21 protein-coding genes and 3 tRNA genes are annotated in these 23,396 nt (G+C 25.8%); 12 read left to right on the top strand and 12 right to left on the bottom strand.

Annotated elements, in window-relative coordinates:
• Nucleotides 1–31: 31 nt before the first annotated feature.
• The 3 genes from BHYOB78_RS05075 to BHYOB78_RS05065 all read right to left on the bottom strand — a co-directional run bounded on the left by BHYOB78_RS05075 (nucleotide 32) and on the right by BHYOB78_RS05065 (nucleotide 2,563).
• Nucleotides 32–1,105: a tetratricopeptide repeat protein gene (locus BHYOB78_RS05075; RefSeq protein WP_020064417.1), complete on the bottom strand. Its 1,074-nt coding sequence runs from the start codon at nucleotides 1,103–1,105 to the stop codon at nucleotides 32–34.
• A gap of 160 nt (nucleotides 1,106–1,265) precedes the next feature.
• Nucleotides 1,266–1,766, bottom strand: a complete 501-nt coding sequence (locus BHYOB78_RS05070) for a dihydrofolate reductase (RefSeq protein ID WP_012669725.1) — start codon at nucleotides 1,764–1,766, stop codon at nucleotides 1,266–1,268.
• Complete coding sequence (locus BHYOB78_RS05065; RefSeq protein ID WP_012669724.1) at nucleotides 1,763–2,563, bottom strand: thymidylate synthase; 801 nt, start codon at nucleotides 2,561–2,563, stop codon at nucleotides 1,763–1,765. The genes BHYOB78_RS05070 and BHYOB78_RS05065 overlap by 4 nt, the downstream gene beginning before the upstream one ends.
• Nucleotides 2,564–2,728: 165 nt before the next feature.
• Between BHYOB78_RS05065 and BHYOB78_RS05060 the strand changes: the two genes are divergently transcribed.
• Together BHYOB78_RS05060 and BHYOB78_RS05055 are read left to right on the top strand one after the other, a co-directional pair.
• Entirely contained in the window at nucleotides 2,729–3,085 is a 357-nt protein-coding gene (locus BHYOB78_RS05060) for a hypothetical protein (protein WP_012669723.1), read from the top strand.
• A gap of 36 nt (nucleotides 3,086–3,121) precedes the next feature.
• Nucleotides 3,122–3,388: a hypothetical protein gene (locus tag BHYOB78_RS05055; RefSeq protein WP_020064416.1), complete on the top strand. Its 267-nt coding sequence runs from the start codon at nucleotides 3,122–3,124 to the stop codon at nucleotides 3,386–3,388.
• Between the two features lie 4 nt (nucleotides 3,389–3,392).
• Here the strand turns inward: BHYOB78_RS05055 and BHYOB78_RS05050 are convergent.
• Nucleotides 3,393–3,473: transfer RNA gene (locus tag BHYOB78_RS05050), tRNA-Leu, on the bottom strand.
• A gap of 51 nt (nucleotides 3,474–3,524) precedes the next feature.
• Between BHYOB78_RS05050 and BHYOB78_RS05045 the strand changes: the two genes are divergently transcribed.
• Together BHYOB78_RS05045 and BHYOB78_RS05040 are read left to right on the top strand one after the other, a co-directional pair.
• A complete protein-coding gene (locus BHYOB78_RS05045) occupies nucleotides 3,525–5,294 on the top strand; it encodes a YhjD/YihY/BrkB family envelope integrity protein (protein ID WP_020064415.1) in 1,770 nt (589 codons plus the stop codon).
• An 86-nt stretch (nucleotides 5,295–5,380) separates the two neighbouring features.
• Entirely contained in the window at nucleotides 5,381–7,210 is a 1,830-nt protein-coding gene (locus BHYOB78_RS05040; protein ID WP_020064414.1) for a methyl-accepting chemotaxis protein, read from the top strand.
• A 94-nt stretch (nucleotides 7,211–7,304) separates the two neighbouring features.
• Here the strand turns inward: BHYOB78_RS05040 and groL are convergent, their stop codons facing one another.
• The 5 genes from groL to BHYOB78_RS05015 all read right to left on the bottom strand — a co-directional run bounded on the left by groL (nucleotide 7,305) and on the right by BHYOB78_RS05015 (nucleotide 10,504).
• On the bottom strand, nucleotides 7,305–8,936 hold the full coding sequence (gene groL / locus BHYOB78_RS05035) for a chaperonin GroEL (RefSeq protein ID WP_012669719.1): 1,632 nt from the start codon (nucleotides 8,934–8,936) through the stop codon (nucleotides 7,305–7,307).
• 182 nt (nucleotides 8,937–9,118) lie between these two features.
• Nucleotides 9,119–9,337, bottom strand: a complete 219-nt coding sequence (gene rpsU, locus BHYOB78_RS05030; RefSeq protein WP_012669718.1) for a 30S ribosomal protein S21 — start codon at nucleotides 9,335–9,337, stop codon at nucleotides 9,119–9,121.
• A gap of 20 nt (nucleotides 9,338–9,357) precedes the next feature.
• Nucleotides 9,358–9,431, bottom strand: a tRNA-Met gene (locus BHYOB78_RS05025).
• A 29-nt stretch (nucleotides 9,432–9,460) separates the two neighbouring features.
• Nucleotides 9,461–9,533 (bottom strand) — tRNA-Met (locus tag BHYOB78_RS05020).
• A 59-nt stretch (nucleotides 9,534–9,592) separates the two neighbouring features.
• Nucleotides 9,593–10,504 (bottom strand): hypothetical protein, encoded by a 912-nt coding sequence (locus BHYOB78_RS05015; RefSeq protein ID WP_390891805.1) that lies wholly within the window; start codon nucleotides 10,502–10,504, stop codon nucleotides 9,593–9,595.
• 262 nt (nucleotides 10,505–10,766) lie between these two features.
• Here BHYOB78_RS05015 and BHYOB78_RS05010 point away from each other — a divergent pair, with 262 nt between their 5' ends.
• The 6 genes from BHYOB78_RS05010 (at nucleotide 10,767) to BHYOB78_RS04985 (ending at nucleotide 16,580) form a co-directional block, all read left to right on the top strand.
• Nucleotides 10,767–11,336, top strand: a complete 570-nt coding sequence (locus BHYOB78_RS05010; RefSeq protein WP_012669716.1) for a TetR/AcrR family transcriptional regulator — start codon at nucleotides 10,767–10,769, stop codon at nucleotides 11,334–11,336.
• The gene (locus tag BHYOB78_RS05005) at nucleotides 11,314–12,948 is read left to right on the top strand and encodes a ComEC/Rec2 family competence protein (RefSeq protein ID WP_012669715.1); all 1,635 of its coding nucleotides are present in this window, start codon (nucleotides 11,314–11,316) and stop codon (nucleotides 12,946–12,948) included. The genes BHYOB78_RS05010 and BHYOB78_RS05005 overlap by 23 nt, the downstream gene beginning before the upstream one ends.
• 62 nt (nucleotides 12,949–13,010) lie before the next feature.
• A complete protein-coding gene (locus BHYOB78_RS05000) occupies nucleotides 13,011–13,295 on the top strand; it encodes a hypothetical protein (protein WP_012669714.1) in 285 nt (94 codons plus the stop codon).
• 17 nt (nucleotides 13,296–13,312) lie between these two features.
• Nucleotides 13,313–14,575: a 3-deoxy-D-manno-octulosonic acid transferase gene (locus BHYOB78_RS04995; protein WP_020064412.1), complete on the top strand. Its 1,263-nt coding sequence runs from the start codon at nucleotides 13,313–13,315 to the stop codon at nucleotides 14,573–14,575.
• 244 nt (nucleotides 14,576–14,819) lie between these two features.
• Nucleotides 14,820–15,497: a hypothetical protein gene (locus tag BHYOB78_RS04990; protein ID WP_020064411.1), complete on the top strand. Its 678-nt coding sequence runs from the start codon at nucleotides 14,820–14,822 to the stop codon at nucleotides 15,495–15,497.
• A gap of 378 nt (nucleotides 15,498–15,875) precedes the next feature.
• Nucleotides 15,876–16,580, top strand: coding sequence for a hypothetical protein (locus BHYOB78_RS04985; protein ID WP_012669711.1), 705 nt, complete (start codon nucleotides 15,876–15,878; stop codon nucleotides 16,578–16,580).
• 48 nt (nucleotides 16,581–16,628) lie between these two features.
• Here BHYOB78_RS04985 and BHYOB78_RS04980 read toward each other — a convergent pair whose 3' ends face one another.
• Nucleotides 16,629–17,939, bottom strand: coding sequence for a bifunctional folylpolyglutamate synthase/dihydrofolate synthase (locus BHYOB78_RS04980; RefSeq protein WP_020064410.1), 1,311 nt, complete (start codon nucleotides 17,937–17,939; stop codon nucleotides 16,629–16,631).
• Nucleotides 17,940–18,351: 412 nt separating this feature from the next.
• On the opposite strand from BHYOB78_RS04980, the gene BHYOB78_RS04975 reads away from it, so the two are divergent.
• Nucleotides 18,352–19,326, top strand: coding sequence for a class I SAM-dependent methyltransferase (locus BHYOB78_RS04975; protein ID WP_020064409.1), 975 nt, complete (start codon nucleotides 18,352–18,354; stop codon nucleotides 19,324–19,326).
• A gap of 235 nt (nucleotides 19,327–19,561) precedes the next feature.
• Nucleotides 19,562–22,216 carry a valine--tRNA ligase gene (locus BHYOB78_RS04970; protein ID WP_020064408.1) on the top strand — a complete coding sequence of 885 codons (2,655 nt, stop codon included), beginning with the start codon at nucleotides 19,562–19,564 and terminating at the stop codon, nucleotides 22,214–22,216.
• A 457-nt stretch (nucleotides 22,217–22,673) separates the two neighbouring features.
• On the opposite strand, the gene BHYOB78_RS04965 is transcribed toward BHYOB78_RS04970, so the two are convergent.
• Both BHYOB78_RS04965 and BHYOB78_RS04960 read right to left on the bottom strand, forming a co-directional pair.
• A complete protein-coding gene (locus tag BHYOB78_RS04965; RefSeq protein WP_020064407.1) occupies nucleotides 22,674–22,940 on the bottom strand; it encodes a Txe/YoeB family addiction module toxin in 267 nt (88 codons plus the stop codon).
• Nucleotides 22,933–23,211, bottom strand: coding sequence for a type II toxin-antitoxin system RelB/DinJ family antitoxin (locus BHYOB78_RS04960; RefSeq protein WP_012669707.1), 279 nt, complete (start codon nucleotides 23,209–23,211; stop codon nucleotides 22,933–22,935). The genes BHYOB78_RS04965 and BHYOB78_RS04960 overlap by 8 nt, the downstream gene beginning before the upstream one ends.
• Nucleotides 23,212–23,396: the final 185 nt, after the last annotated feature.

The raw sequence follows: 23,396 nt of genomic DNA, 5'->3' as shown, positions 1-23,396 counted from the left end.
TTAAAATCACATTACGAACAATAATTTATGATTATTTTTTTACAAATAGAAGTTTGAATTTCGATATAATTTTTAATATAAATGTTTTTATATTATTATCACACATATTGAAATCTTTAAGAGCATTATTATAATCTTTCAATTTATATTCAGCATAACCTCTATAGAAATATATTTTACTATCAGGATTTCCATATTCTATATATTTATTAAAATCTTCAACTGCTTCCTCATAATTTTTTAATTTTAACTTAACTTCGCCTCTTTTGCAGTATGCAGGATAATAATTAGGCTCCAATTCTAAACATCCATTAAAATCAGCTAAAGCACATTCATATAATTCTAATTCTAATAATGAAAGTCCTCTATTATAATACGCTTTAGAATAATTTTTATCTAATAATAAAGCTCTATTAAAATATTCCAATGCTTCATTATGCAATTTCAAATCCTGCTTTATTATACCAATATTATTATATGCATGTACATTTTTAGAATCTAATTCTAAAACCTTATTAAAATAATCTAATGCTTCATCATAATTTTTTAGATTATATTTTGAAAGTCCTATATTATAATATGCTTTTATATAATGATCATCTAATCGTATAACTTTATTAAAATATTCAATAGCTTCTTCATACATTCCCAAATCATTTTTTATCAATCCTATATTATTATAGGTATGAACATTAGGAGAAATTTCTATAGCCTTTATATAATATTTAATAGCTTCCTCGTACATTCCTAAATTATGATTAGCTAATCCTATATTATTGCAAGCTTGAATACAATTATTATCTATATCCAAAGCCTTTTTATAAAAATTAATAGCTTCCTCATACATTCCTAAATTATGCTTAACTAAACCTATATTATTGTAAGCATTTACATAATGAGGATTAATATGAATAACCTTTTGAAAATCATCAATGGACTCTTCATACATTCCCAAACTGCTCTTAGCTAATCCTCTATTATTATAAAGTTCAACACTATCTCCATAATAAAAAATTAATTGATCAAAATATTCTAAAGATTTCTTATAATCAGCACTATTAAAAGCTTTATTGGCTAATTCCAACAAATTATCTATACTATTCATAAATAACCCCAAATATTAAAGCTACAAAATAGTTCATAGCTTAATAAATAAAAAGATATATAAATGCCGGAAAGAATTGGTTTTTAATAGAGATATATATCTGCAAAAATTGTATAATAGTTTTTATATTTTTCAACTATTTTATTAAATTATATTTAATCTAAATTCTAGTATATTTAATTATATTTACGCTTATATCATTATAGAAAAATGTTTTTAATTCATCAGATTGAAATAAATTAGTATCTATTTCAGGAAAAAATCTATCGCAATGATAATCTTTATCTATATGAGTAAGATATATCATATCTGCATAATCTAATGCCTTTTTATAAATAGATTCTCCTCCTATAATAAATATCTGCTTATTTTTTTCCAAAAGCAATTTTGAAATTGAATCTTCAAAAGATTTTTCATAAAAAAGATTATCATATTTATTCAAAAGTTCTGTATTTACATTAGAAGATATAACAATATTTTTTCTATTAGGAAGAGGTTTAGAGCCTAAAGACTCGAATGTTACTCTGCCCATAATAACAGCATATCCTGTAGTTGTGCTTCTAAAAAACTGCATATCCTCTTTTATATGTCCCCAAGGCATAACACCATTAAGTCCTATGCCGTTTTTAGAATCCACTGCTGCAATTAATGAAACTATCAAACTGCTACCTCCGCTTTTATAGTTGGGTAGTATTTATAACCTTCTAATTTGAAATCCTCATAAACATGACTAAAAATATTAGGACGATTATCTATAAATAATTCTGTTGTCTGCTCTAAAGGCTCTCTTGAAAGCTGAAGTTTAACCTGCTCTATATGATTATTATAAATATGTGCATCTCCGAATGTCATTATTAATTCTGAAGCATGAAGTCCGCTATGCATAGCTAAAAGCCTTGTAAGTATAGCATAAGAACTTATATTAAAAGGAACTCCCAAAAATAAATCGGCAGATCTTTGATATAAATGAGTAATGATTCCTCCTTTGCTATTAACTGAAAACTGACACATCATATGGCATGGAGGAAGATGCATTTGATCAATCTCTCCCACATTCCATGCATTTAAAATAATTCTTCTGCTTGCAGGATTATTTCTTAATGTATTCACTATATTTGATATTTGATCTATTTTATTTCCTTCTTTAGTTTCCCAAGCTCTCCACTGTTTTCCATATACAGGTCCAAGCTCTCCCATATCATCAGCCCACTCATCCCATATATGAACATTATTTTCTAATAAGAATTTTATATTTGTAGATCCTTGCAAAAACCAAAGTAATTCTATAATAACACCTTTCATAAAAACTCTTTTTGTTGTTATTATTGGTATTTTATTTCCTTCAAATTTAAATCTTAATTGCGGACCAAATATCCTTCTTGTACCTACTCCGGTTCTATCTTTAGTCTCTTCGCCTTCTTCTAATACTTTCTTTAATAAGTCTAAATAGTTCTGCATAAATAATCCTAATATTATTTTATCTATATTGTTACAGAATCATTATTATATATGTTTAAAATATTTTATCAATATTGATATGTATAATTAGTAATATACAATTTTTATTTTATGATAATTATTACGATACTATATATGATACTAGATTAAATTAAAGGACTGTCAATGTATAAAATATTTATTATGATTATATTATCTTTTTCAATAATTATAGGTTCTTGTGAGAAAAAAGAAATTATAAGTGTAGAAAAAGGAGTTGTTGACCATAGATTCACTGGAAGCTGGCAACTAAATAATGGCAATGAAATATATACTTTTTTTAATAATAATAAAATAGAATATATAAATAATGACGGTCAGGAAAAAAAAGTTTATACTTATGAATGGAAAAAAGAAGGAAGCAGTTATTATTATAGATTATGGAATAATGCTCTAGATAGCTGGTCAAATTTTCCTATAAAGTATATTAATACAAATACAATAAAAATATACTCAGACTTCTTTAAAAAATCTTATATTTAAGATATAATATGCAAAACTAGTAATGGATATATAAAAGTGGATTTATTGGTTATTATATTTTTTATAGCTATTATATTTATATTTATATTAATGTTCGGAATACTATTTTTTGTGTCAGGTATAGGTAAAATAATAGATTTCATATCAATGATAGTATTTAGAAATCATGAGGATTGTCCATTTTGTAATTGTAAAAATTCTATGAGAATTATAAAAACATCTTCCGGATACAAGAAAGTTTGTAATAAATGTAAATTTTCTATAGAAGTTGATAATGATAAAAAGAATGATGATAATGTATAAAGATTACGAGGGGAGGGAATCGAACCCTCATGCCTAGGGCGCTAGATCCTAAGTCTAGTGCGTCTGCCAGTTCCGCCACCCTCGCTTAATGTTTATATATTATACATTATATAATTTTTTTTGCAAGAAGTGTTATATGACTAAAATTCAAAAAATTAAAAATTTTTTCAAAAAATTGAAGATTTTTTTCAATGAAGAGATATATTATACAGATCCTAAATTATTCAATCCCATACAAAAGTTTTTTTTGAATTCTTATAGAATAATAGTCTTTGCTGTAACAGACTTCTTTAAAGATGACTGTACAATAAGAGCAGCAGCTTTAACATATCTTGTAACATTATCTTTCATACCAACATTAATAGTAGGACTTTTTATATTAAGAATATTTAATATATATCAGAATATATTTGTATTTATATTCGATTGGATGGAAAAAAATGCTCCATTCTATGAACCTATGGTAAGGCAAATACTTAATATAGCTGATAACACAGATTTGGCTAGTTTTGGAATAATAGGTATCATATCAACTGTAGTAAGTGTTGCGTTGATACTTCATAGCATACAAAGATCATTAATAAAAATATGGCGCGTAAAAATAAAAACTTCTATACCAAGGGTAGCAGCTAATTATATAGCATTATTATTTTTAATACCCATACTTATTGGTATATCATTTACTCTAATTACATATACATCTATAAGTTTGCATAGTCTTCCTGCATTAATTAAAATATTATTATCTTGGGTTACACCTATAATATCTACTTCTTTATTAGTATTATTCTTGTATGTATTAGTACCTCAAACTAAAGTAAATTGGTCTAATGCCACTATATCTTCAGTATTGGTTGCAATGGCTATAATAACTCTATTTAGTGTATATTTTAAACTTAATATAGATGTAAAAAATTATAAGCAAATATTTGATAATGATAAATATAAAATAGAATACTTAGTAAAAGAAATAAATACTACAGACAAACAAAATAATATAATAGAATCAATAATAACAAATAACAATAATAATAATTTAGAAACAAATTACAATGTAGAAACAATTAGTAATAATGATTATCTAAATACTAATAAAAATATGCTTCAAAAAAATCAAAAAATTGATGTTGATAATATATCCAGCATAAAAATAGAAAGAATAAGCTACATTATTATACAAAATACTGGAACAGGCTTAGGGGGAACTACATATAAAAAAGAACCTATAGAAACTAATATGCTTGAATTTTTAACTTTTTCCCCAAATGTAACAGAACAATTATTAAAATATAATTTTCAAATAGATGATATAGTTACTATAAGCAGCGAAAATAATATGCTTACAAGTATAATGCCTGCAGAATTGTCTTCTGCAAGTTCTTTTGCTCAAATACCTGTTTTATTATTATTGTTATATATAGTATGGCTTATAATATTATTCGGAGCAGAACTCACCTACTCTATACAATATTTCAGATCTTATGGAGTGGATAAAAACAGTATTAAATTATCATTTGCCGAAAAAGAACTTATAGCATTAGAATTTATGCATATAATATCATATAGATTTATAAAGAGAAAAAAAGCTATAACCATGTATGAATTGGCTAAAGAGCTTAGAACAGCACCTACAATTATTACAGAAATATCTGAACCATTAGAAAAATCAATGTATGTTATAAAAATATCTAATGGACCAAATATATCATATTCTTTAGGCTGTCCTCCCGAATCAATTACTATAGGAGATGTTTTATACTCACTTAGAATGGAAGGAGGATTTAGAAATAAAACTATAAAGACAGACGATAAATATAAAAATTTATTATATAAAAACAAAGAAATTTCTAGAAAAGATTATAATACTAATTTCCTTAATCTACTGCATTATAGAGATAATAAATAAAAAATACCTTATAAAAAATCTAATATTATTTGACTTGAATAATTTATATTACTATAATAGTTATATAAATTATTGAGGGTAGATTTATGAAAAATATTTTAAAACATATTAATAATTTAATGTTTAAATTTTTATTTCCATTTTCTGCTTTTTTATTTACAGTATATATAATTATAATATTAATATATGAACCTATATATAAAGAAAGGTTTATGAGAGAAAATATAAATTTCATGAATAATGTTCAGATGGATATAGCAAATTGGCTATTATATTTTAATTCTAAAATAGAAGTTATCAAATCATACAATACTGCTCCAATATCTAAAGAGGATATGTTAATAGCATTCGGAGAAATACTAAAAGATCCTGGAATGGTAGATTTATATTTTGCTAATGATATACCTTTCAAAAATGGAGGTTCATTCATAAATCTTTTAGAGTCAAGCTTACCTCCTGATTATGATCAAACTACAAGGGAATGGTTTCAAGGTGCATTAAAAACTACAAATTTTTATGTAAGTGCTCCATACATAGCAGCAACTACAGGAGAAGTTGTTGTAACATTTGCTAAGGCTGTTTATACAAATAATGCTTTAAAAGGTGTTATAGGTATGGATATATCATTAAAAAATTTGCAAACTATATCTGATCAATATGGCAGTGAAAATAATGCCACTATTAACGTTGTTACAGATAAAGGAATATACTTGAATCATAAAGATAAAAACTATTTACTTAGTGAAGAAAATACATTATTAAAAAATAATTTATTCTCAAAATATATTAATGATGTTACAGGAAAAGAAATTTTTTATAATTTAGAAAATAAGAACTGGATAATAAGTATGAAAATTCCTTCTGTATCATGGATATGTACTAGTTACGGTGAAAATACAAAATTAAATAAATCATTAGGATTTTTTAAAATTTCACTATTGTTAGTTATATTGTTTCTAATACTTTTAGAAACTGTATTAGTTATGCTAATAGCAAGACCTATATCAAACAGTTTAAATTTGGTAGCAGTCAATATGACCAAAATGGCTGAAGGTAATTTCCATATAAAATTTGATGAAAAATATAATAAAAGAAAAGATGAGATGGGAAGAGTTGTAAACTCAATAAATGATATGCAAGCTCATATATCAGAAGTAATATCAAATTTTAAAGAAGAGATTAACAATATAAATAATGATGCAGCTACAATTTCTAATGGAAGCATACATTTATCGGATAGAACTTCATCTCAGGCAGCTTCTTTGGAGGAATTAGCAAGTTCAATAGAGGCATTATCAAATTCTTTAAGAGATACCTCTATAAACTCATCAAAGGCTAAAGAAGTTAGTGCTAAAGCAGCAGAGGCTACAAAAAATGGAGTGGAGGCTTCAAACAGAACATTAAAAGATATGCAGGATATTTCTGAAGCAAGTAAAAAAATATCTGATATAACAAAGATGATACAATCTATAGCATTTCAAACTAATATATTAGCACTTAATGCCGCAGTAGAAGCAGCAAGGGCTGGAGAACAGGGAAGAGGATTTGCAGTTGTTGCTTCTGAAATAAGAACATTGGCACAAAATGTTAATGATGCTGCAAATGAAATAACAAATATTACATCCGATACAATAAATAAAATAAATGTTGGAAATGAGGCTGTAGAATTATCTGCTAAACTATTAAGTGATATAGAAAATTTTGTATTTGAAGTATCTGAAGATTTATCAAATATAACAAATGCTATAATAGAAGAAGATGATAATATTACACAAATAAAAATGGCTGTCAATTCTTTAAATGATATTACTCAAGAGAATTCCTATATGGCTCAAGAAAGTGCTAATCTCAGTAAAAATGTTTCAGAAAAAACTGAAGCTATGGTAAAAGATTTAGAATATTTTTCATTAAAATAAAATTAGATTAACCTAATAAAATAAAAGCCCCAGTAAAAAATACTGAGGCTTTTTTATTATAAACTTAATTATTATAATTTTTATAGGCTATTTATTAATACATACCGCCCATTCCACCGCCAGGCATTGGAGGCATTGGTTTTTCAGGTTCAGGTATATCAGTAATAATAACTTCAGCAGTTAATACTTGGCTAGCAATAGAAGCAGCATTTTGTAAAGCACTTCTTGAAACTTTAGCAGGATCAATAATACCAGCTTTTAACATATCAACCCACTCATTAGTAAGAGCATTGAAACCCATATTGCCTTTTTGTTTTTTAGCTTCAATAGCAACAACAGAACCGTCTAAACCAGCATTTGTAGCTATCATTCTTATAGGCTCTTCAATAGCTCTTTTAACGATATTAACACCAACTTGTTCATCAGGGTTTTCTACAGTTAAAGATTCTAATTTATGCTGAGCATGTAAGTAAGTGATACCGCCGCCAGGAATTACACCTTCTTCAACAGCAGCACGAGTTGCAGATAAAGCATCTTCTACTCTAGCTTTTTTCTCTTTCATTTCTACTTCAGTAGCAGCACCTATATTGATAACAGCAACACCGCCAGAAAGTTTAGCTAATCTTTCTTGTAATTTTTCTCTGTCATAATCGCTGTCAGTTTCTTCTATTTGTTTTTTAATAGTAGCTACTCTATTTTTAACATCTTCTTTGCTTCCAGCACCTTCAACAATAGTAGTATTTTCTTTATCTACAGTGATTTTTTTAGCTCTTCCTAATTGTTCGATAGCAGCATTTTCAAGTTTCATACCTAAATCTTCGCTGATAACTTGACCGCCAGTAAGAATAGCTATATCTTCTAACATAGCTTTTCTTCTATCACCAAAACCAGGAGCTTTAACTGCACATACATTTAATACTCCTCTCATTTTGTTAAGTACTAAAGTAGCTAAAGCTTCATTTTCAATATCTTCAGCAATAATAATGAAAGGTTTTCCTGTTTGAGCAATTTTCTCAAGTATAGGAAGAAGTTCTTTCATATTAGAGATTTTTTTGTCATAAATAAGAAGTAAAGCATCTTCTAATTCAGCAGTCATGCTGTCTCCATTAGTTACGAAATATGGAGAAATATAACCTCTGTCAAACTGCATACCTTCAACTAAAGAAAGGCTAGTTTCTAAAGATTTAGCTTCTTCAACAGTGATAACACCTTCTTTACCAACTTTTTCCATAGCATCACTGATTAAAGAACCAATTTCTTTATCATTATTAGCAGAAATAGTAGCAACTTGAGCGATCTCTTCTTTACCTTTGATTTGTTTAGCTTCAGATTTGATATGAGCAACTATTTCACTAACAGCTTTTTCTATACCTCTTTTAATAAGCATAGGATTAGCACCGCTAGTTACATTTTTCAAACCTTCTTTTACCATAGCTTGAGCTAAAACTGTAGCAGTAGTAGTACCGTCACCAGCAACATCATTAGTTTTAGTAGCTACTTCTTTAACTATTTGAGCACCCATATTTTCAAATGGATCTTCTAATTCTATTTCTTTAGCGATAGTTACACCATCATTTATTATAGTAGGAGGACCGAATTTTTTGTCTATTACAACATTACGTCCACGCGGTCCTAAAGTTACCTTTACGGCATTAGCTAAAGCATCTACACCTCTCATAAGGGCACGTCTAGCTTCTTCATCAAATAATAGCTGTTTTGCTGCCATATATTTTCTCCTTAGTATTATTAAATTAAATTATTAGCATTAATTAATATTTTAAAATTATTTCATTTTAAAATTGTGAGCATTATACATTAAATAATAAATATTTTCAAGTGTGTATGTTAATTAGATTAAAAAAAGCATTGATACATAATATCAATGCTTTGAATAAAAAAACAGATTAATCATAACAAACCAAGTCTGCGTTCTTTTTTGATTTTTCTCTTCATTCTCTTAAGAGCTTTTTCTCTTTGAAGTTTTTTCTCAAGAGAAGGTTTTTTATAGAATTGTTTTTCTTTAAGATCCTGTAAGATGCCTTCATTTTCACAAGCTCTGCGGAATCTTTTAATAACGCTTTCTACTGGTTCGCCTTCATTAGCGAATACTCTTACCAATTCACTCACCTGCCTTTTTATAAAATTATTAGCGGCGAAGGGACTTGAACCCCTGACACTGCGGATATGAGCCGCATGCTCTAACCACCTGAGCCACGCCGCCAGAATAAATAAGCCTTTATTATTGGCTATTAGCGGGGGCAGGACTTGAACCTACGGCCTTTGGGTTATGAGCCCAACGAGCTACCAACTGCTCCACCCCGCGATGTCTAATTATTAAATATTAAAGCATTTTACATGTTTTTAGAAAAATGTCAAGCACTTTTATATAAACTTATCCAAAAACTCTTCTGGTTTTTCATTTTCTCCTGACTCAAATAACCCTATTATATATTTATTTACAAATATTTTCTCTTTTTTTACTTTAGTTTCGCTAAATAATCCTTCTTCCCTTAACTTTGATAATAATCTAGCAGCTTTATCTCTTTTCCATCCAAACATCTCCATTAAATCAACTATCCTTACATAAGGAGTAATAAATATAATAGAAAATACATTAGAATCTGTTAATTTCTTAAAATTTTTATTAAGCAGTAATTTATTTTTTAATACTAATAAATTCTTATGAACAAAACTAATAGTATCTACCGCATATAAACATATTCCTCTTAAAAACTTTAAATATCTTATTATAGATTCTTTATCTGATGTGCTATTCATACTAGCTTCAAAAAATTGATATGGATACAATATTGGAGTATCCAACAATTTTAATTTATATGAATATATATTAAATATAACACGGCATATTATAAAACTGCTATGATAATCTTTAACATATTCATAAGATATTTTTTGATAAACTAATAATTTTAAAATAGGATCTAAATCTAAACCATCTATATAATTAATATCTTCATCATAAGTTTTATCAATAATAATATCATTTCCTTCCAATAAACTTACTATCTTTGATAGAACTGCAGAATTATAATCAGAGTTTAAAAATTCTTTTAATATACTAAATTCTTTATGTTTAGAATGATATTCCTCTAAAATACCATATGATATCATACCTATATCCTTATATTCATAATGATTGGCAGGATTTAATATCAATGATAATATACTTAAAAGATACTCTGAATTTTTCAGTGAAATACAAGACATTCTAAAATTATAATAAGCATGCCAAGTCTTTGCAAGTTCTTTTAAAACATCAATATCATCAAACATATTTGTATCAAACTTGTTACACATATTTTTATATTAACATAAAAAGATTTATACAGCAATATTAATTTATATAATTAAAAAAATACTTAATTATAATATTAATAATATAACATTTTATAATAAAAATTTATTTAATAAAATACTATAATCACAAATATTTTTCATATATACATACTATTAATGTTCTTTAATTTTTAATAAACTTTGACAAATAAAAAATAGAGTATATAATATAATTAAATATGGGTTAAAGGTTGGCATAATGACTCCTCGGGAACAGATAGTAAATGCTGGAAAAAGACTATTTAAAAAGTACGGATTCAAAAAAGCATCTATGAGTGATATAGCATTGATGGTACATAAATCAAAAAGCAGCATTTATCATTATTTCAATAGTAAAGAAGAAATATTTTTTGCCATAGCAGAAAATGAAGCTAATGATCTAAAAAAAGAGTTATATGAAGCGATAAAAAAAGAAGATACAGCAGAAACTAAATTAAGAGCATATATTCTTACAAGACAGAAAGGTTATATAAAACTTGCAAATCTTTATGAAGCACTTCATAGTGAAATATTTGAAGACTTCACTCTTATAGAACATATGAGGGCACAATATCATAAAGAAGAATATAATACAATAAAAATGATATTAAGAAGCGGAGTTAAAAAAGGGCTATTCAATATAGATTTAAGACTTGCCACTGAAGCTATTCTTGCCATAATAAAGGGTTTTGAATTGGAATGGGCTAAAAATAAAAATTCAGAGGTTTATGAAAAAGATTTGGATACTATTATAAATATTATTTTCTATGGAATCGTTAAAAGAAATTAAAAATAATAACATTTTTTTTCTATATCCGCTTACATATATAATATACATTACATTATCATTTTCAATTGGCATAGCTTTAGCATTCAAAACTAATAACTTTCTTTATATTTCAATTATAATTTCTTTAGTACTTATAGTTTTATCAATAATATTAGCATTAAAAAATAAATTAAATATTTCTATAATAATGCTAATATTTTCATGTTCATTCATTGGATACAGTTATACAATTATAAGGTATTATGATATATTAAAAAATCCGCTTAGTAATTTTGACAAACCAATAGAAGCATACAATGCAAAAATATTATCATATGATGGAGTTATAGGTTTCAGAGAAAGATATATTGCTTATGTAGATAAAGTTTATGACGGCACTAATTGGTATAATTATGCAGGAAATATAAGACTATATAATGATTCATCAAAAACATTATTTATTAATGATGAAATAACAGTATCATCAAAAATAAATTTATACAAAAATATATTAACTAACGATGACATTTATAATTCTAAAATAATAATAGAAGTTTTATCAGACAGAATGCTTTACGGCGCAGCAAGCATATACAGATATAATAATTTTGTAATTCAAAAAAACGGATTTTCTATTATTAATTATATAAATGCCCATTCTATAAAAATAAGAAACATAATAAAAAAATCATTAGGCTCAAATATGGAAGCTATACCCTACTCTATAGCACAAGGAATAATGATAGGCGATAAAAATATAATACCATATCATATAAGACAATACTTTATAGATGCTGGAATATCCCATATACTTTCTATATCAGGACTTCATATTTCAATGATACTTTCAATTTTATTTTTAATACTATCGTTCTTTCCTATAAACTTTTATAACAGAATATTAATATCTACAATAATTACAATAATTATATATCCTCCTATGACATTATTTTCAGTTTCTATAATAAGAGCAAGTATAATGGCATTTTGTCTTCTTATATCATATTATTTTGACAGAAACAGAAATGCTATAAATGCATTATTTCTATCAGGATTAATTATATTACTGTTAAATCCAAATTCAATTAAAGATATAAGTTTTCAATTTTCATTTTTAGCAACTTTAGGAATAATTATTTATTATCCTATATTCAATTTCTATATAATAAAAAATATAATAAAAATAAATACAAATAATAAAATTACAAACTTAGTAAAAAATATTTCTATAAAACTATTGGCATTTTTATCAATAAATATATTTGCACTTATAACTGTTTTTCCATTAAGCGTATATCATTTTCATATAATAAATATCACTTCTATAATATCCAATATATTTGCTGTACCTCTATCTTTTATGATACTATCATCATCTCTAATAACAATAATAACATATCAAATATATGAACCATTATCAATTTTTCCATCAGCATCAGCCGAATTTTTCTCAGAACTTTTAATAAATTTGTCAAATAAATTCAGCAGTATTAATTTTCTTAAATATGAATTAAATTTTAACTTATATTTTGCAGTATTTATAACGTTTATAATAGTGTTTATAGGAATCATAATAAGAATAAAAATTAATAAATCAAATACTTTATTAACAAAAGATTTAACAAGAATTTAAAAATTAATATAAAACTAAAAATTTACTTTGACAATTATATATATTTTAGTATAATCTAAGTCATGAATAAATATATTTTAATACATAGAATAGTTAATGCTTCTATATTTATGCTTTTCCCCATAGCAGCTTTCTATATAATAGAGCATAATAATATAAAAACAGGTATATATGAAGCTATTTTTATTACGGTGAATGCTATTGAAATATTATTATTTATTGCATTTACAATAGTGTATTTCAAATGTGAATGGGGAACAAGAAAACATCATGCTTTAGTAAAGGCTGGAATTTCTTTTATTGTATATTTAATTATTATTATAATGACTATAGCAGCTATTTTATAATTTAGAGGAAATAAATAATGCAGAAATTTTTGATGTCTGTATATACGATATTCGGATATGTTTTTTATCCTGTAATATTTATAGTTTTTTCCATTATGATGATATTTAATAAATCCATTAGAAAAGGTGCTTTATCAAGATTAGGTTTTATATATCCTAAAGAAAATAATAAAAATGCTGTATGGATACATGCTGTAAGTGTAGGTGAAATAGTAGCAGTTAGAGAAATAGTATTTACTTTAATAGAAAAAGGCTACACAATTTATTTATCAACTACTACAGTAGGTGGATATGATATAGCTAAAAAGAATTACGGAGATAAAGTAGAACTATTCTATCTTACTTTAGATTATCCTCATATGATTAATAAGCTTATAAATTTAATTTCACCTGAATATGTAATGATAGCAGAAATAGAAATATGGCCTACTCTTATATATTCGCTTCATAAAAAACTTATACCTCTATATATGATTAATGGAAGAATAGGTAAAAAAGAAATAAAAGGATACAAAAATTTTAAATTCTTCTTTAAGCCTTATTTCAATATGTATACAAAAATATTAGCTCAAAGCAATGTTGATAAAGAAAATATGATATATATAGGAATGCCGGAATCTCTTATAACTGTTACAGGAAATTTGAAATATGATATAAATTATTATATAGATGAAAAAAAGATAGATGATTTAGAAAATATGATACCTGTAAATAAATTTGTTATAACAGCAGGAAGTACACATGCAGGCGAGGAAGAGCTTATATTAAAAGCTATAAATGATCTAGGAATTAAAGATAAAGTATATGTGGTTATAGTACCTAGAGATATAAATAGAGGAGAAGATATACAGAAACTAGCTAACAAATTAGGTTATGAGATGCCTCTTTATACAGATTATGATAAAACATCTGAAGACGGAATAATTATTAATACAATAGGTGAATTATTAAATTGGTATAAACTTTCTGACTTAGTTATAATGGGCGGTACTTTTATGGGAACTATGGGCGGACATAATATATTAGAAGCTATTTATTTTAAAAAGCCTGTTATAGTTGGAAAGTATATGTATAATTTTATTGAAATATATGAGTATATGAAAGAAGCTGTACTCACATGCGATGATAAAGAAAAATTAGCTGATACAATAAAAGAAGCATATCAAAATGAAGAGCTTAGAAATAGTTTAGCAGATAAAGCATATAATTTACTCATACAAAATAACGGTGCTTCCAAAAAAACCATAGATATTATCAACAAATACCAAGGTATACTATAGCATTATATAGTTTCATATTGACTTTTATATAAAAAACATTTACATTAATAATAGGTTTATGAAAGTTTTATGGAATTAATTTATGCAATATTTAAATTTCTATATTTAAAAATTCTACGTTTGTGTTCTCAAATGTTAAACGTTCGTTTATTCTTTCACAATTTTTTATCTAAAGAGAATATTCTAAATTATTTCATGTTTCTATCATATCCCTAAACATTTTTATTCGTTTTAAGGAGAAAATATGAAAAAAAGTATTATACTAATCAGTTTATTTCTGATTACAACGGCATTAGCCTACTCTCACTCTTTAGGTGTGGGACTTTATATCCCATTAGGAGGAAGTATTCCTAGCCTATATCAAACCGACAATTTAAATCCTAATTTATCATTAAGTCCAAAATCATCATTTGAAGTAGGTGTTATATTTAACCCTAGAGTTACACTTAATATAGATAAATATAATGATATATCTATAGGTGTAGATGTTGGCTGGTATAGAGACACATTTAAATTCCAAACAAGTTCTAAAAACTTCACACATGAATTTGATACTGTTATGACAGGTATTAATTTTAGATGGAGTCCTTCTCTATTTGTATTAGGTATAGGAGGTGGTGTTAAATTTCCTTTCACAGGTAAATATTGGGAAGGAAATAATAATATAGCATTGAGTGCAGGTAATTTCTCGGCTAGATTTAATAATACTGTTATACCTTATATAAGACTTTATACAGGTATAGATGTATCTCTTATAAGTTTAGCATTATATGTTAATTTTGATATACCAAACATGCAAATAAAAGATAATTTAGCTTCATTAGGTGAAGGATACAGTTATCCTGGAAAATTAGGATCTGTTGATATAGGTGTTCAGATAGGTTTACATCTCGATATATTCAAATTTGGAGAAAATGAATAATCAGAATTCTCTTAAAGAATAAGTATAATAAAAAAGTTTTGTAACAAGTGGGGATATATTTATATATATCCCTAATTTATATATAAACTGATAAAATAACTATAATTTGATAAAAGAATACTAAGGTACAGTATTGTAAAATATCATATTTTCATATTGACTTTTATATAAAAAACATTTACATTAAAAATAGGTTTATGGAGTTTTATGGAATTAATTTATGCAGTATTTAAATTTATATTTCAAAAATTACCTGTTTAGCTTTTCAAATTTTAAACATTCGTTTATTCTTTTATTATATTCTTCAATGCAAAATAAATATTATAAATTATTTCATATTGCTATCATATATATCATAATAGTTTTAAGGAGAAAAATATGAAAAAAATTATTATACTTATCAGCTTATTTACTATGGTGTCGGCATTAGCCTACTCTCATGCTTTAGGTGTAGGACTTTATATCCCATTAGGAGGAAGTATTCCTAGCCTATATCAAACAGACAATTTAAATCCTACTGCATCAATAAGTCCTCAAACATCATTTGAAGTAGGTGTTATATTTAACCCTAGAGTTACTTTTAATGTAAATAAACTTAATAATGTATCTATAGGTATAGATGTTGGTTGGTATAGAGATACATTTAAATTTCAAACTGATTCAAAAAACTTTACACATGAATTTGATACTGTTATGACAGGTATTAATTTCAGATGGAACCCTATGCTATTTGTATTAGGTATAGGAGGAGGCGTTAAAATTCCTTTCACTGGTAAATATTGGGAAGGTAATAATAACATAGCATTAAGCGCAGGTAATTTCTCGGCTAGATTTAATAATACTGTTATACCTTATGTAAGACTTTATACTGGTATAGATTTATTCCTTGTAAGTTTATCTTTATATGTTAATTTTGATATACCATATTATCAAATAAAAGATAATTTAGCTTCATTAGGTGAAGGATACAGTTATCCTGGAAAATTAGGATCTGTTGATATAGGTGTTCAGCTAGGTATTCATTTAGACATATACAAATTCGGAGAAGAAGAAGACGAAGAAGAAGAAAGATATTTATATTAAGAAATCATCATAATAGAAAAAGTTTTATAACATATTGGGGATATATTTTTATATATCCCTATTTTTATATAAACTTATAAATTCACTTGCAGCATATAGTGAACCTATTACAAGTACTGGCTTATTGGTTTTATTAATAGATTTTAAATTTTCAACTGCATCATGAAAATTTGGTATATGCTTAACATTAGTATTATCTTTAAAATACTGATAAGTTTTATAGCTGTCTGTTTCTTTATACGATATATTATCCGGTGAACTTAGTATTATCAATGAAGCATGTCTTTTTAATACATCAGACATATTTTTTATATCTTTTTGACTCAAAGGAGCAAACAATATTATAATATCATCATACCATTTATATATAGTATTTAGTATCCTTTCTAATGATTTTGAATTATGAGCACCATCTACTATTATATCAGGATTTTTATGCATAAAAGTAAGTCTTGCATTGATACTAAAATCTTTTAAAGACTTTACTGCCTTATTAATATTTTTTTCCGTGTGATTATTATCTGCTTTAAGAAGTATATTTAATGCTTTAAAAGCTAGAGATATATTTTCAGACTGATGTTCCCCAAGCAATACAGTTGAAAAATTATATTTTTTATCATTCTCCAAATAATTAAATTCTAATTTTTCATTGCTGTTGAGTATTATTTCTGCATCAAAATCTCTTTTAAAAACATATAATTTGCTATTATTTTCTTTTGATATATCTTCTATTATCTTTATAGAATTTTTTTCCTGATATGCTGATATTACAACAGAATTAGGTTTTATAATACCTGCTTTTTGGGTAGTTATTTCTTCTATAGTATATCCTAATATTTCCATATGATCATAAGATATTGATGTGAGAATGCTTATATAAGATTCTACTATATTAGTACAATCCAATTTTCCTCCTATACCAACTTCAATACATGCATAATCAACACCCTTTATAAAAAAGTAATACAGACCCATTATTGTAAATATTTCAAATACTGTTGTATTACTATATATTTCATTATTATCTATAATATTCTTTATTTTTTTAGTTATATTGATAAAATCTTCTTCACTTATCCATTCTTCATTTATAGATATTCTTTCTCTTTCATTTATTATATGAGGGGATATGAAAGCTCCAGCCTTATAACCTATAGATGAAAGCATTTTAGATAATACTAATGTAGTAGATCCTTTTCCTTTTGTTCCTGTAACATGTATAACTTTAAAAATCTGTTTATATCCCAAAATTTTTAATATACCTTTTACATTGTTTATATGATTAAAACTATTTTTATGCAGTGTTTTTTTACCCATAAATGAGTATATATAGTCTAAGGCTTCATTCATATTATCCATAATTTGTTTCCATTATCTAACATAGTTTCTTAAAAGCATAAGAATATCATATTTTAAAAAAGACTGCAATATAAAAGTAAAAAATCTATTACATTTTTATAAATAATATAATTTAATTTTAATATCAATAAATCAATGTTAATAAAAATTAATAATTGAAAAATATTCTATATAGTTAAATAACTTGAATTTATAATTATATAATATATAATATAGATAAAAATGTATATCACTATATTAGGTGAATAAATGACAAGACAAGACAAGACAAGACAAGACAAGACAAGACAAGACAAGACTTATCAATATAAGTTAAATAAATCAAATCAATCTAAATCAATAAGATTAATTTCATATTATATATTGTCCTATATCTTTATAGGATTTTTTTTATTATTTTAATGGAGTATATATGTTTGTAAATATAGAAAATTTTGACATTGAAATTTTAGACGAAATAAATAATATTTTGGATATTGATACAAATGGAAATAAAATTAGTGAAATGTTTTATATAGAAAGAAAGTTTCTAAATGGTATTATTAGAAAATTAAAACCTAAAAAAATTTTAGAAATTGGTGTTGCTGCTGGAGGAAGTTCAGCTATTATTTTAAATGCTATAAAAGATATTAATAATGCTAATTTATATTCTGTAGATTATTTAGATATGTTTTACAGAGATGCCAATAAAAAAGTTGGATTCATAATAGATGAAAAATTTAGCCATTTAAATTATAAACGTCATTTATATACTGGTGGTGTAGTTGGTAAATTTATAGATAATATAGGCGGTGATATAGATGTTTGTATTTTAGATGCTATGCATTCAAATCCTGGAGAAATATTAGATTTTTTAATGGTTTTACCTTATCTAAAGAAAAATGCTGTTATTATTATACATGATATATTCATATCATATACTTGTTCATCATTATTTGAAACATTACAAGGAGAAAAATTTACTCCTAATATAGGTAATAAACTAGAAGCCATTAATTATGCTGGAATAGGAGCTGTAGTATTAAACGATAATATAAATGACATTATAGAAAATTGTATTCTATTATTGATAAAAAATTGGAATTATATGCCTAATGATATAGATATCAAATATGCAATTGAAATTTTCAAAAAAAATTATAATAGCAATATAGTTGATACTTTTAATAAAATTGCTGTAAAAAATTATATTAATTTCAAAGTTAAAGAAGAAAAAGAAAATTTTATAAAAAGTTATATTGATAATGTAAATAAAAAGGCTTGGTGGATACCAATAAAAAAAATAAGAAATGATTTTAGAGTAAAGAAATTGTCATTAATTAGTGAATTATCTTATAAAGATTCTTTTAATACAAAAGATGATATATATAATAAAACTTTTCTATAATTTTAATCAAAAATGATTAATAGCAAATAATATTATCAATAAATTAAAAATAAAGATATATCATAAAATAAAATTTTATTTAAAATTATTTTATTATTCTATACACTAATTTTATAATTAAATTGTATAGTTTTTTCTTTATTAACATTATTTTAATAATTGAAAAATATTCTATATAGTATAAAATATATTATCAATTTTTAATATTATTATTGACTGATTGGAGGAAAAGAATATGAAACATACTTTAGAAGGGGCATACACCCCTAAAAATATTGAGGACAAATTATATAATTTCTGGAAAGAGAATGGATTTTTCCATGCTGTTATGGATAAAAATAAAGAACCATATTCTATAGTCATACCTCCTCCAAATGTTACAGGCGTTCTTCATATGGGACATGGCCTTAATAATACGCTTCAGGATATACTTATAAGATTCCATAGAATGCTTGGAAAATGTACTTTATGGATGCCGGGAACCGACCATGCAGGTATTGCCACTCAAAATGTTGTTGAAAGAAGATTAAAGGCTGAAGGAAAAAATAAACATGATTTAGGAAGAGAGGCATTCGTTAAAAAAACTTGGGAAGTTGCTAATGAACATCACTCTATAATAGTAAAACAGTTAGAAAAAATAGGATGTTCATGCGATTGGGACAGAGAGAGATTTACACTTGATGAAGGACTTAGCAATGCTGTAAGAGAGGTATTCGTTGAGCTTTATAATCAAGGTTTAATATATAGAGGAAAATATCTTATTAACTATTGTCCTAGCTGCGGTACTGCTTTGGCTAATGATGAAGTAGAACATGAAGAAGTTGCTGGTGCTTTATATCATGTTAAATACCAAATAGAAGGAAAAGATGAATATATTGAAATAGCCACTACAAGACCTGAAACTATTTTGGCTGACGTTGCTATTGCTGTTCACCCAGATGATGAAAGATATGCACATCTTACAGAACAAGATATTTTAATACTTCCTATAGTAGGCAGAAAATTAAGATTAGTAAAAGATACTTATGTTGATAAAGAGTTTGGTACAGGAGCTTTAAAAATCACTCCAGCCCATGACCCTAATGACTTTGCTATAGCTCAAAGACATAATCTAGAAATAATAAATATACTTAATGCAGATGGTACATTCAATGAAAATACACCTGCCAATTATCAGGGTAAAATAGTTAAAGAGGCAAGGGCTTTAATAATACATGAACTTGAAAAAATAGGTGCTTTCGTTGGAAAAGATAATATTAAACACCAAGTAGGACACTGTTACAGATGTCATAATGTTGTAGAGCCTTATTACAGCGATCAATGGTTTGTAAAAATGAAGCCTTTAGCAGAAAAAGCTTACAAGGCTGTTAATGACGGCAATACAAAAATATATCCAGAAAGATGGATTAACACTTATAATCACTGGATGACTGATATCAGAGATTGGTGTATAAGCAGACAATTATGGTGGGGACATAGAATTCCTGTTTGGTACTGTGATGACTGCGGCGAGATGATGGTTTCAAAAACAGATATTACAGAATGTACTAAGTGTAAATCTAAAAATATTCATCAGGATGAAGATGTACTTGATACTTGGTTTTCTTCTTGGTTATGGCCTTTCTCTACTTTCGGATGGCCTGAAGTTAATGAAGAATTAAAATACTTCTACCCTACTACTGCACTTGTTACAGGTTATGATATATTATTTTTCTGGGTTGCTAGAATGATTATGGCAGGAACTCATTTTATGAATGATGTGCCTTTCAAAGATGTTTATCTTAACGGACTTATAAGAGATAAAATCGGAAGAAAAATGTCTAAGAGTTTAGGAAACGGCATTGACCCTATAGAAATAATTGATGAGCATGGAGCTGATGCATTCAGATTCACTTTATCATTCATAACTTCATTAGGCGGTCAGGATATTTGGCTTGACAGAGAACTTTTCAAAATGGGAGGAAAGTTTGCTAATAAAATCTACAACAGTGCTAAATATATTTTTGGTAACATCGATGATAATGCTAATATAAAAGATTTAGATACTTACACTCTTGAAAATAAAGACAAATGGATATTATCAAGACTTCAGAAAGCTATTGAATCAACTACTCAGAAATTAAAAGAGTATAGATTTGATGAGGCTTCTCAAACAATTTATAAATTCTACTGGAATGAATTCTGTGATTGGTACATAGAAATAAGTAAATTCGATTTGAAAGACGAAAGCAAGAAAGAAAAAACTATTGCCGTTCTTTTATATGTACTTGAAGAATCAATGGCTATGATTCACCCATTTATGCCATTCATCACAGAAGAAATTTATTCTAATTTACCAAAGCATAATATTGATTCAAAAGCATTAATGATTAGAGAGTATCCAAAAGCTAATGCTAAATATATATTTGAAGATATAGAAAAAGATTTCAACTTGATTCAAGATATAGTTTCAGGAATAAGAAATTCACGTTCATCATTTAATTTGCCTCCAAATAAAAAACTTGATGTAATAATTCGCTATACTTCAGACTATTTCAAAAATACTGCAGAAAGCTATAAGGATATTATATCAGCACTTTCACTTACAGAATCATTGAATATAGTTTCTTCAGCAGAGAGCGAGAGAAATAAAGGTTCATTCGTTAAAGTATTTGAAGGCGGTGAGATAAATGTTAATCTTGTAGGCATAATAGATTTAGAAGCAGAGAAGAAAAGATTAGAAAAAGAAGCAGCAGGATACAAAAAAGATTTAGAAGCTGTAAACAAAAAACTTTCTAATGAAAACTTTATGAAGAAAGCTAAACAGGAAGCTATTGACACTGAAAACAGAAAGAAAAAAGAGTTTGAAGATAAATTAAAAGGTATAGAAGAAGTTTTATCTTCTCTATAATGTTAGTTTGTTAAATTTATATTTTATTATTTTCGGGGACTAGTCCCCGAACCCCCTACTTCTTTTGTTGCCACAAAGAAGCAAAAAGGCTATATTTTGGCTTTAATTTAATAAATTATCTTACATATAAAACGATTTTAGTATTATTTGGTACTAATTTTATACTTGCACTTTTGCGAAACGTATTTGAGTTTATCGAGGATATAGGGTTCTTTGACGAAGTCCGCGGCGGGAAAAAGAACAATAAAAAAATTACTAATATAATTATTTAAATATAAAAACTTGGCTTATATTTATTAATGTAAGTCAAGTTTTTTATTTTAACTAATTAACCATTGACAAAAAAGTCAAATACTAATCATACAAATTTTATAATGAGTTTTTTATTAGGAAATTTCTAAGCTTTTTATAAAGTACTTAATGTTATGGAAATTTATTATCGAAATTATTAAATATTTTAATTATTTTTATAATGAGTTTTACATCCAACTATAAATAAATTATTATCTTCAATATAATATACTAATCTATGCTCATAATTTATTCTCCTTGAATACAATCCATTTAATTCACCCTTTAACCTCTCTGGTTTTCCTATACCAATTAATAAGCCATTTCTTTCTATATCTTTTATAAGATCATTAATTTTCTGTAATATTTTTTTGTCATTCTTTTGAAAATAAAGATAATCTTCCCAAGCTTTATCATAAAAAATTTTATTCATTTAATAACTCTCTTTTATGCCCTAATCCAGATTTTAATTCCAAATATCCTTCTTTTAAAAATTTTATATTTTCTTCGTTGTAAAAATTATCTTCATCATTATTTATATCTAATTGTTTAGTTTTTTCTATTTTGAATGGAATAGACTGAGTATTTATAGAGGTTCTCAAAAATATATTAATAGCTGTATTAAAATCCAAGCCAAGATCATTAAAAAGTTTATCAGCTTCATTTTTTAATTTATCATCAATTTTAATAGTTATTTCTGACATTTATATTGCCCCATAGATATTTATTATAATGTTATTATATCTATAAACTAATTAAATACAATATTATTTTGTTAGTTTATCAAATTAAAAAATTAAGTATATACAAAATATGTTTATATAGACTTAAAAAATAATTAATCTCTAATTAAAACATCAATGCTCCTTTTTTAGATAGAGAATAATAC

The organism is Brachyspira hyodysenteriae ATCC 27164, assembly GCF_001676785.2.
Lineage (GTDB): Bacteria > Spirochaetota > Brachyspiria > Brachyspirales > Brachyspiraceae > Brachyspira > Brachyspira hyodysenteriae.
Note: the sequence above shows the minus strand (reverse complement) of the source record. Positions and strands in the feature narration are given on the sequence as shown.

Coding starts and splice junctions, on each gene's coding strand:
- BHYOB78_RS05060 (WP_012669723.1), top strand. CDS start 2,729: ATGTATAAAATATTTATTATGATTATATTATCTTTTTCAATAATTATA.
- BHYOB78_RS05005 (WP_012669715.1), top strand. CDS start 11,314: ATGGAATCGTTAAAAGAAATTAAAAATAATAACATTTTTTTTCTATAT.
- BHYOB78_RS04960 (WP_012669707.1), bottom strand. CDS start 23,211: ATGTCAGAAATAACTATTAAAATTGATGATAAATTAAAAAATGAAGCT.
- BHYOB78_RS05015 (WP_390891805.1), bottom strand. CDS start 10,504: ATGTTTGATGATATTGATGTTTTAAAAGAACTTGCAAAGACTTGGCAT.
- BHYOB78_RS04975 (WP_020064409.1), top strand. CDS start 18,352: ATGTTTGTAAATATAGAAAATTTTGACATTGAAATTTTAGACGAAATA.
- groL (WP_012669719.1), bottom strand. CDS start 8,936: ATGGCAGCAAAACAGCTATTATTTGATGAAGAAGCTAGACGTGCCCTT.
- BHYOB78_RS04980 (WP_020064410.1), bottom strand. CDS start 17,939: ATGGATAATATGAATGAAGCCTTAGACTATATATACTCATTTATGGGT.
- BHYOB78_RS04985 (WP_012669711.1), top strand. CDS start 15,876: ATGAAAAAAATTATTATACTTATCAGCTTATTTACTATGGTGTCGGCA.
- BHYOB78_RS05040 (WP_020064414.1), top strand. CDS start 5,381: ATGAAAAATATTTTAAAACATATTAATAATTTAATGTTTAAATTTTTA.
- BHYOB78_RS04995 (WP_020064412.1), top strand. CDS start 13,313: ATGCAGAAATTTTTGATGTCTGTATATACGATATTCGGATATGTTTTT.
- BHYOB78_RS05065 (WP_012669724.1), bottom strand. CDS start 2,563: ATGCAGAACTATTTAGACTTATTAAAGAAAGTATTAGAAGAAGGCGAA.
- BHYOB78_RS04970 (WP_020064408.1), top strand. CDS start 19,562: ATGAAACATACTTTAGAAGGGGCATACACCCCTAAAAATATTGAGGAC.
- BHYOB78_RS04990 (WP_020064411.1), top strand. CDS start 14,820: ATGAAAAAAAGTATTATACTAATCAGTTTATTTCTGATTACAACGGCA.
- BHYOB78_RS04965 (WP_020064407.1), bottom strand. CDS start 22,940: ATGAATAAAATTTTTTATGATAAAGCTTGGGAAGATTATCTTTATTTT.
- BHYOB78_RS05000 (WP_012669714.1), top strand. CDS start 13,011: ATGAATAAATATATTTTAATACATAGAATAGTTAATGCTTCTATATTT.
- BHYOB78_RS05010 (WP_012669716.1), top strand. CDS start 10,767: ATGACTCCTCGGGAACAGATAGTAAATGCTGGAAAAAGACTATTTAAA.
- BHYOB78_RS05045 (WP_020064415.1), top strand. CDS start 3,525: ATGACTAAAATTCAAAAAATTAAAAATTTTTTCAAAAAATTGAAGATT.
- BHYOB78_RS05075 (WP_020064417.1), bottom strand. CDS start 1,105: ATGAATAGTATAGATAATTTGTTGGAATTAGCCAATAAAGCTTTTAAT.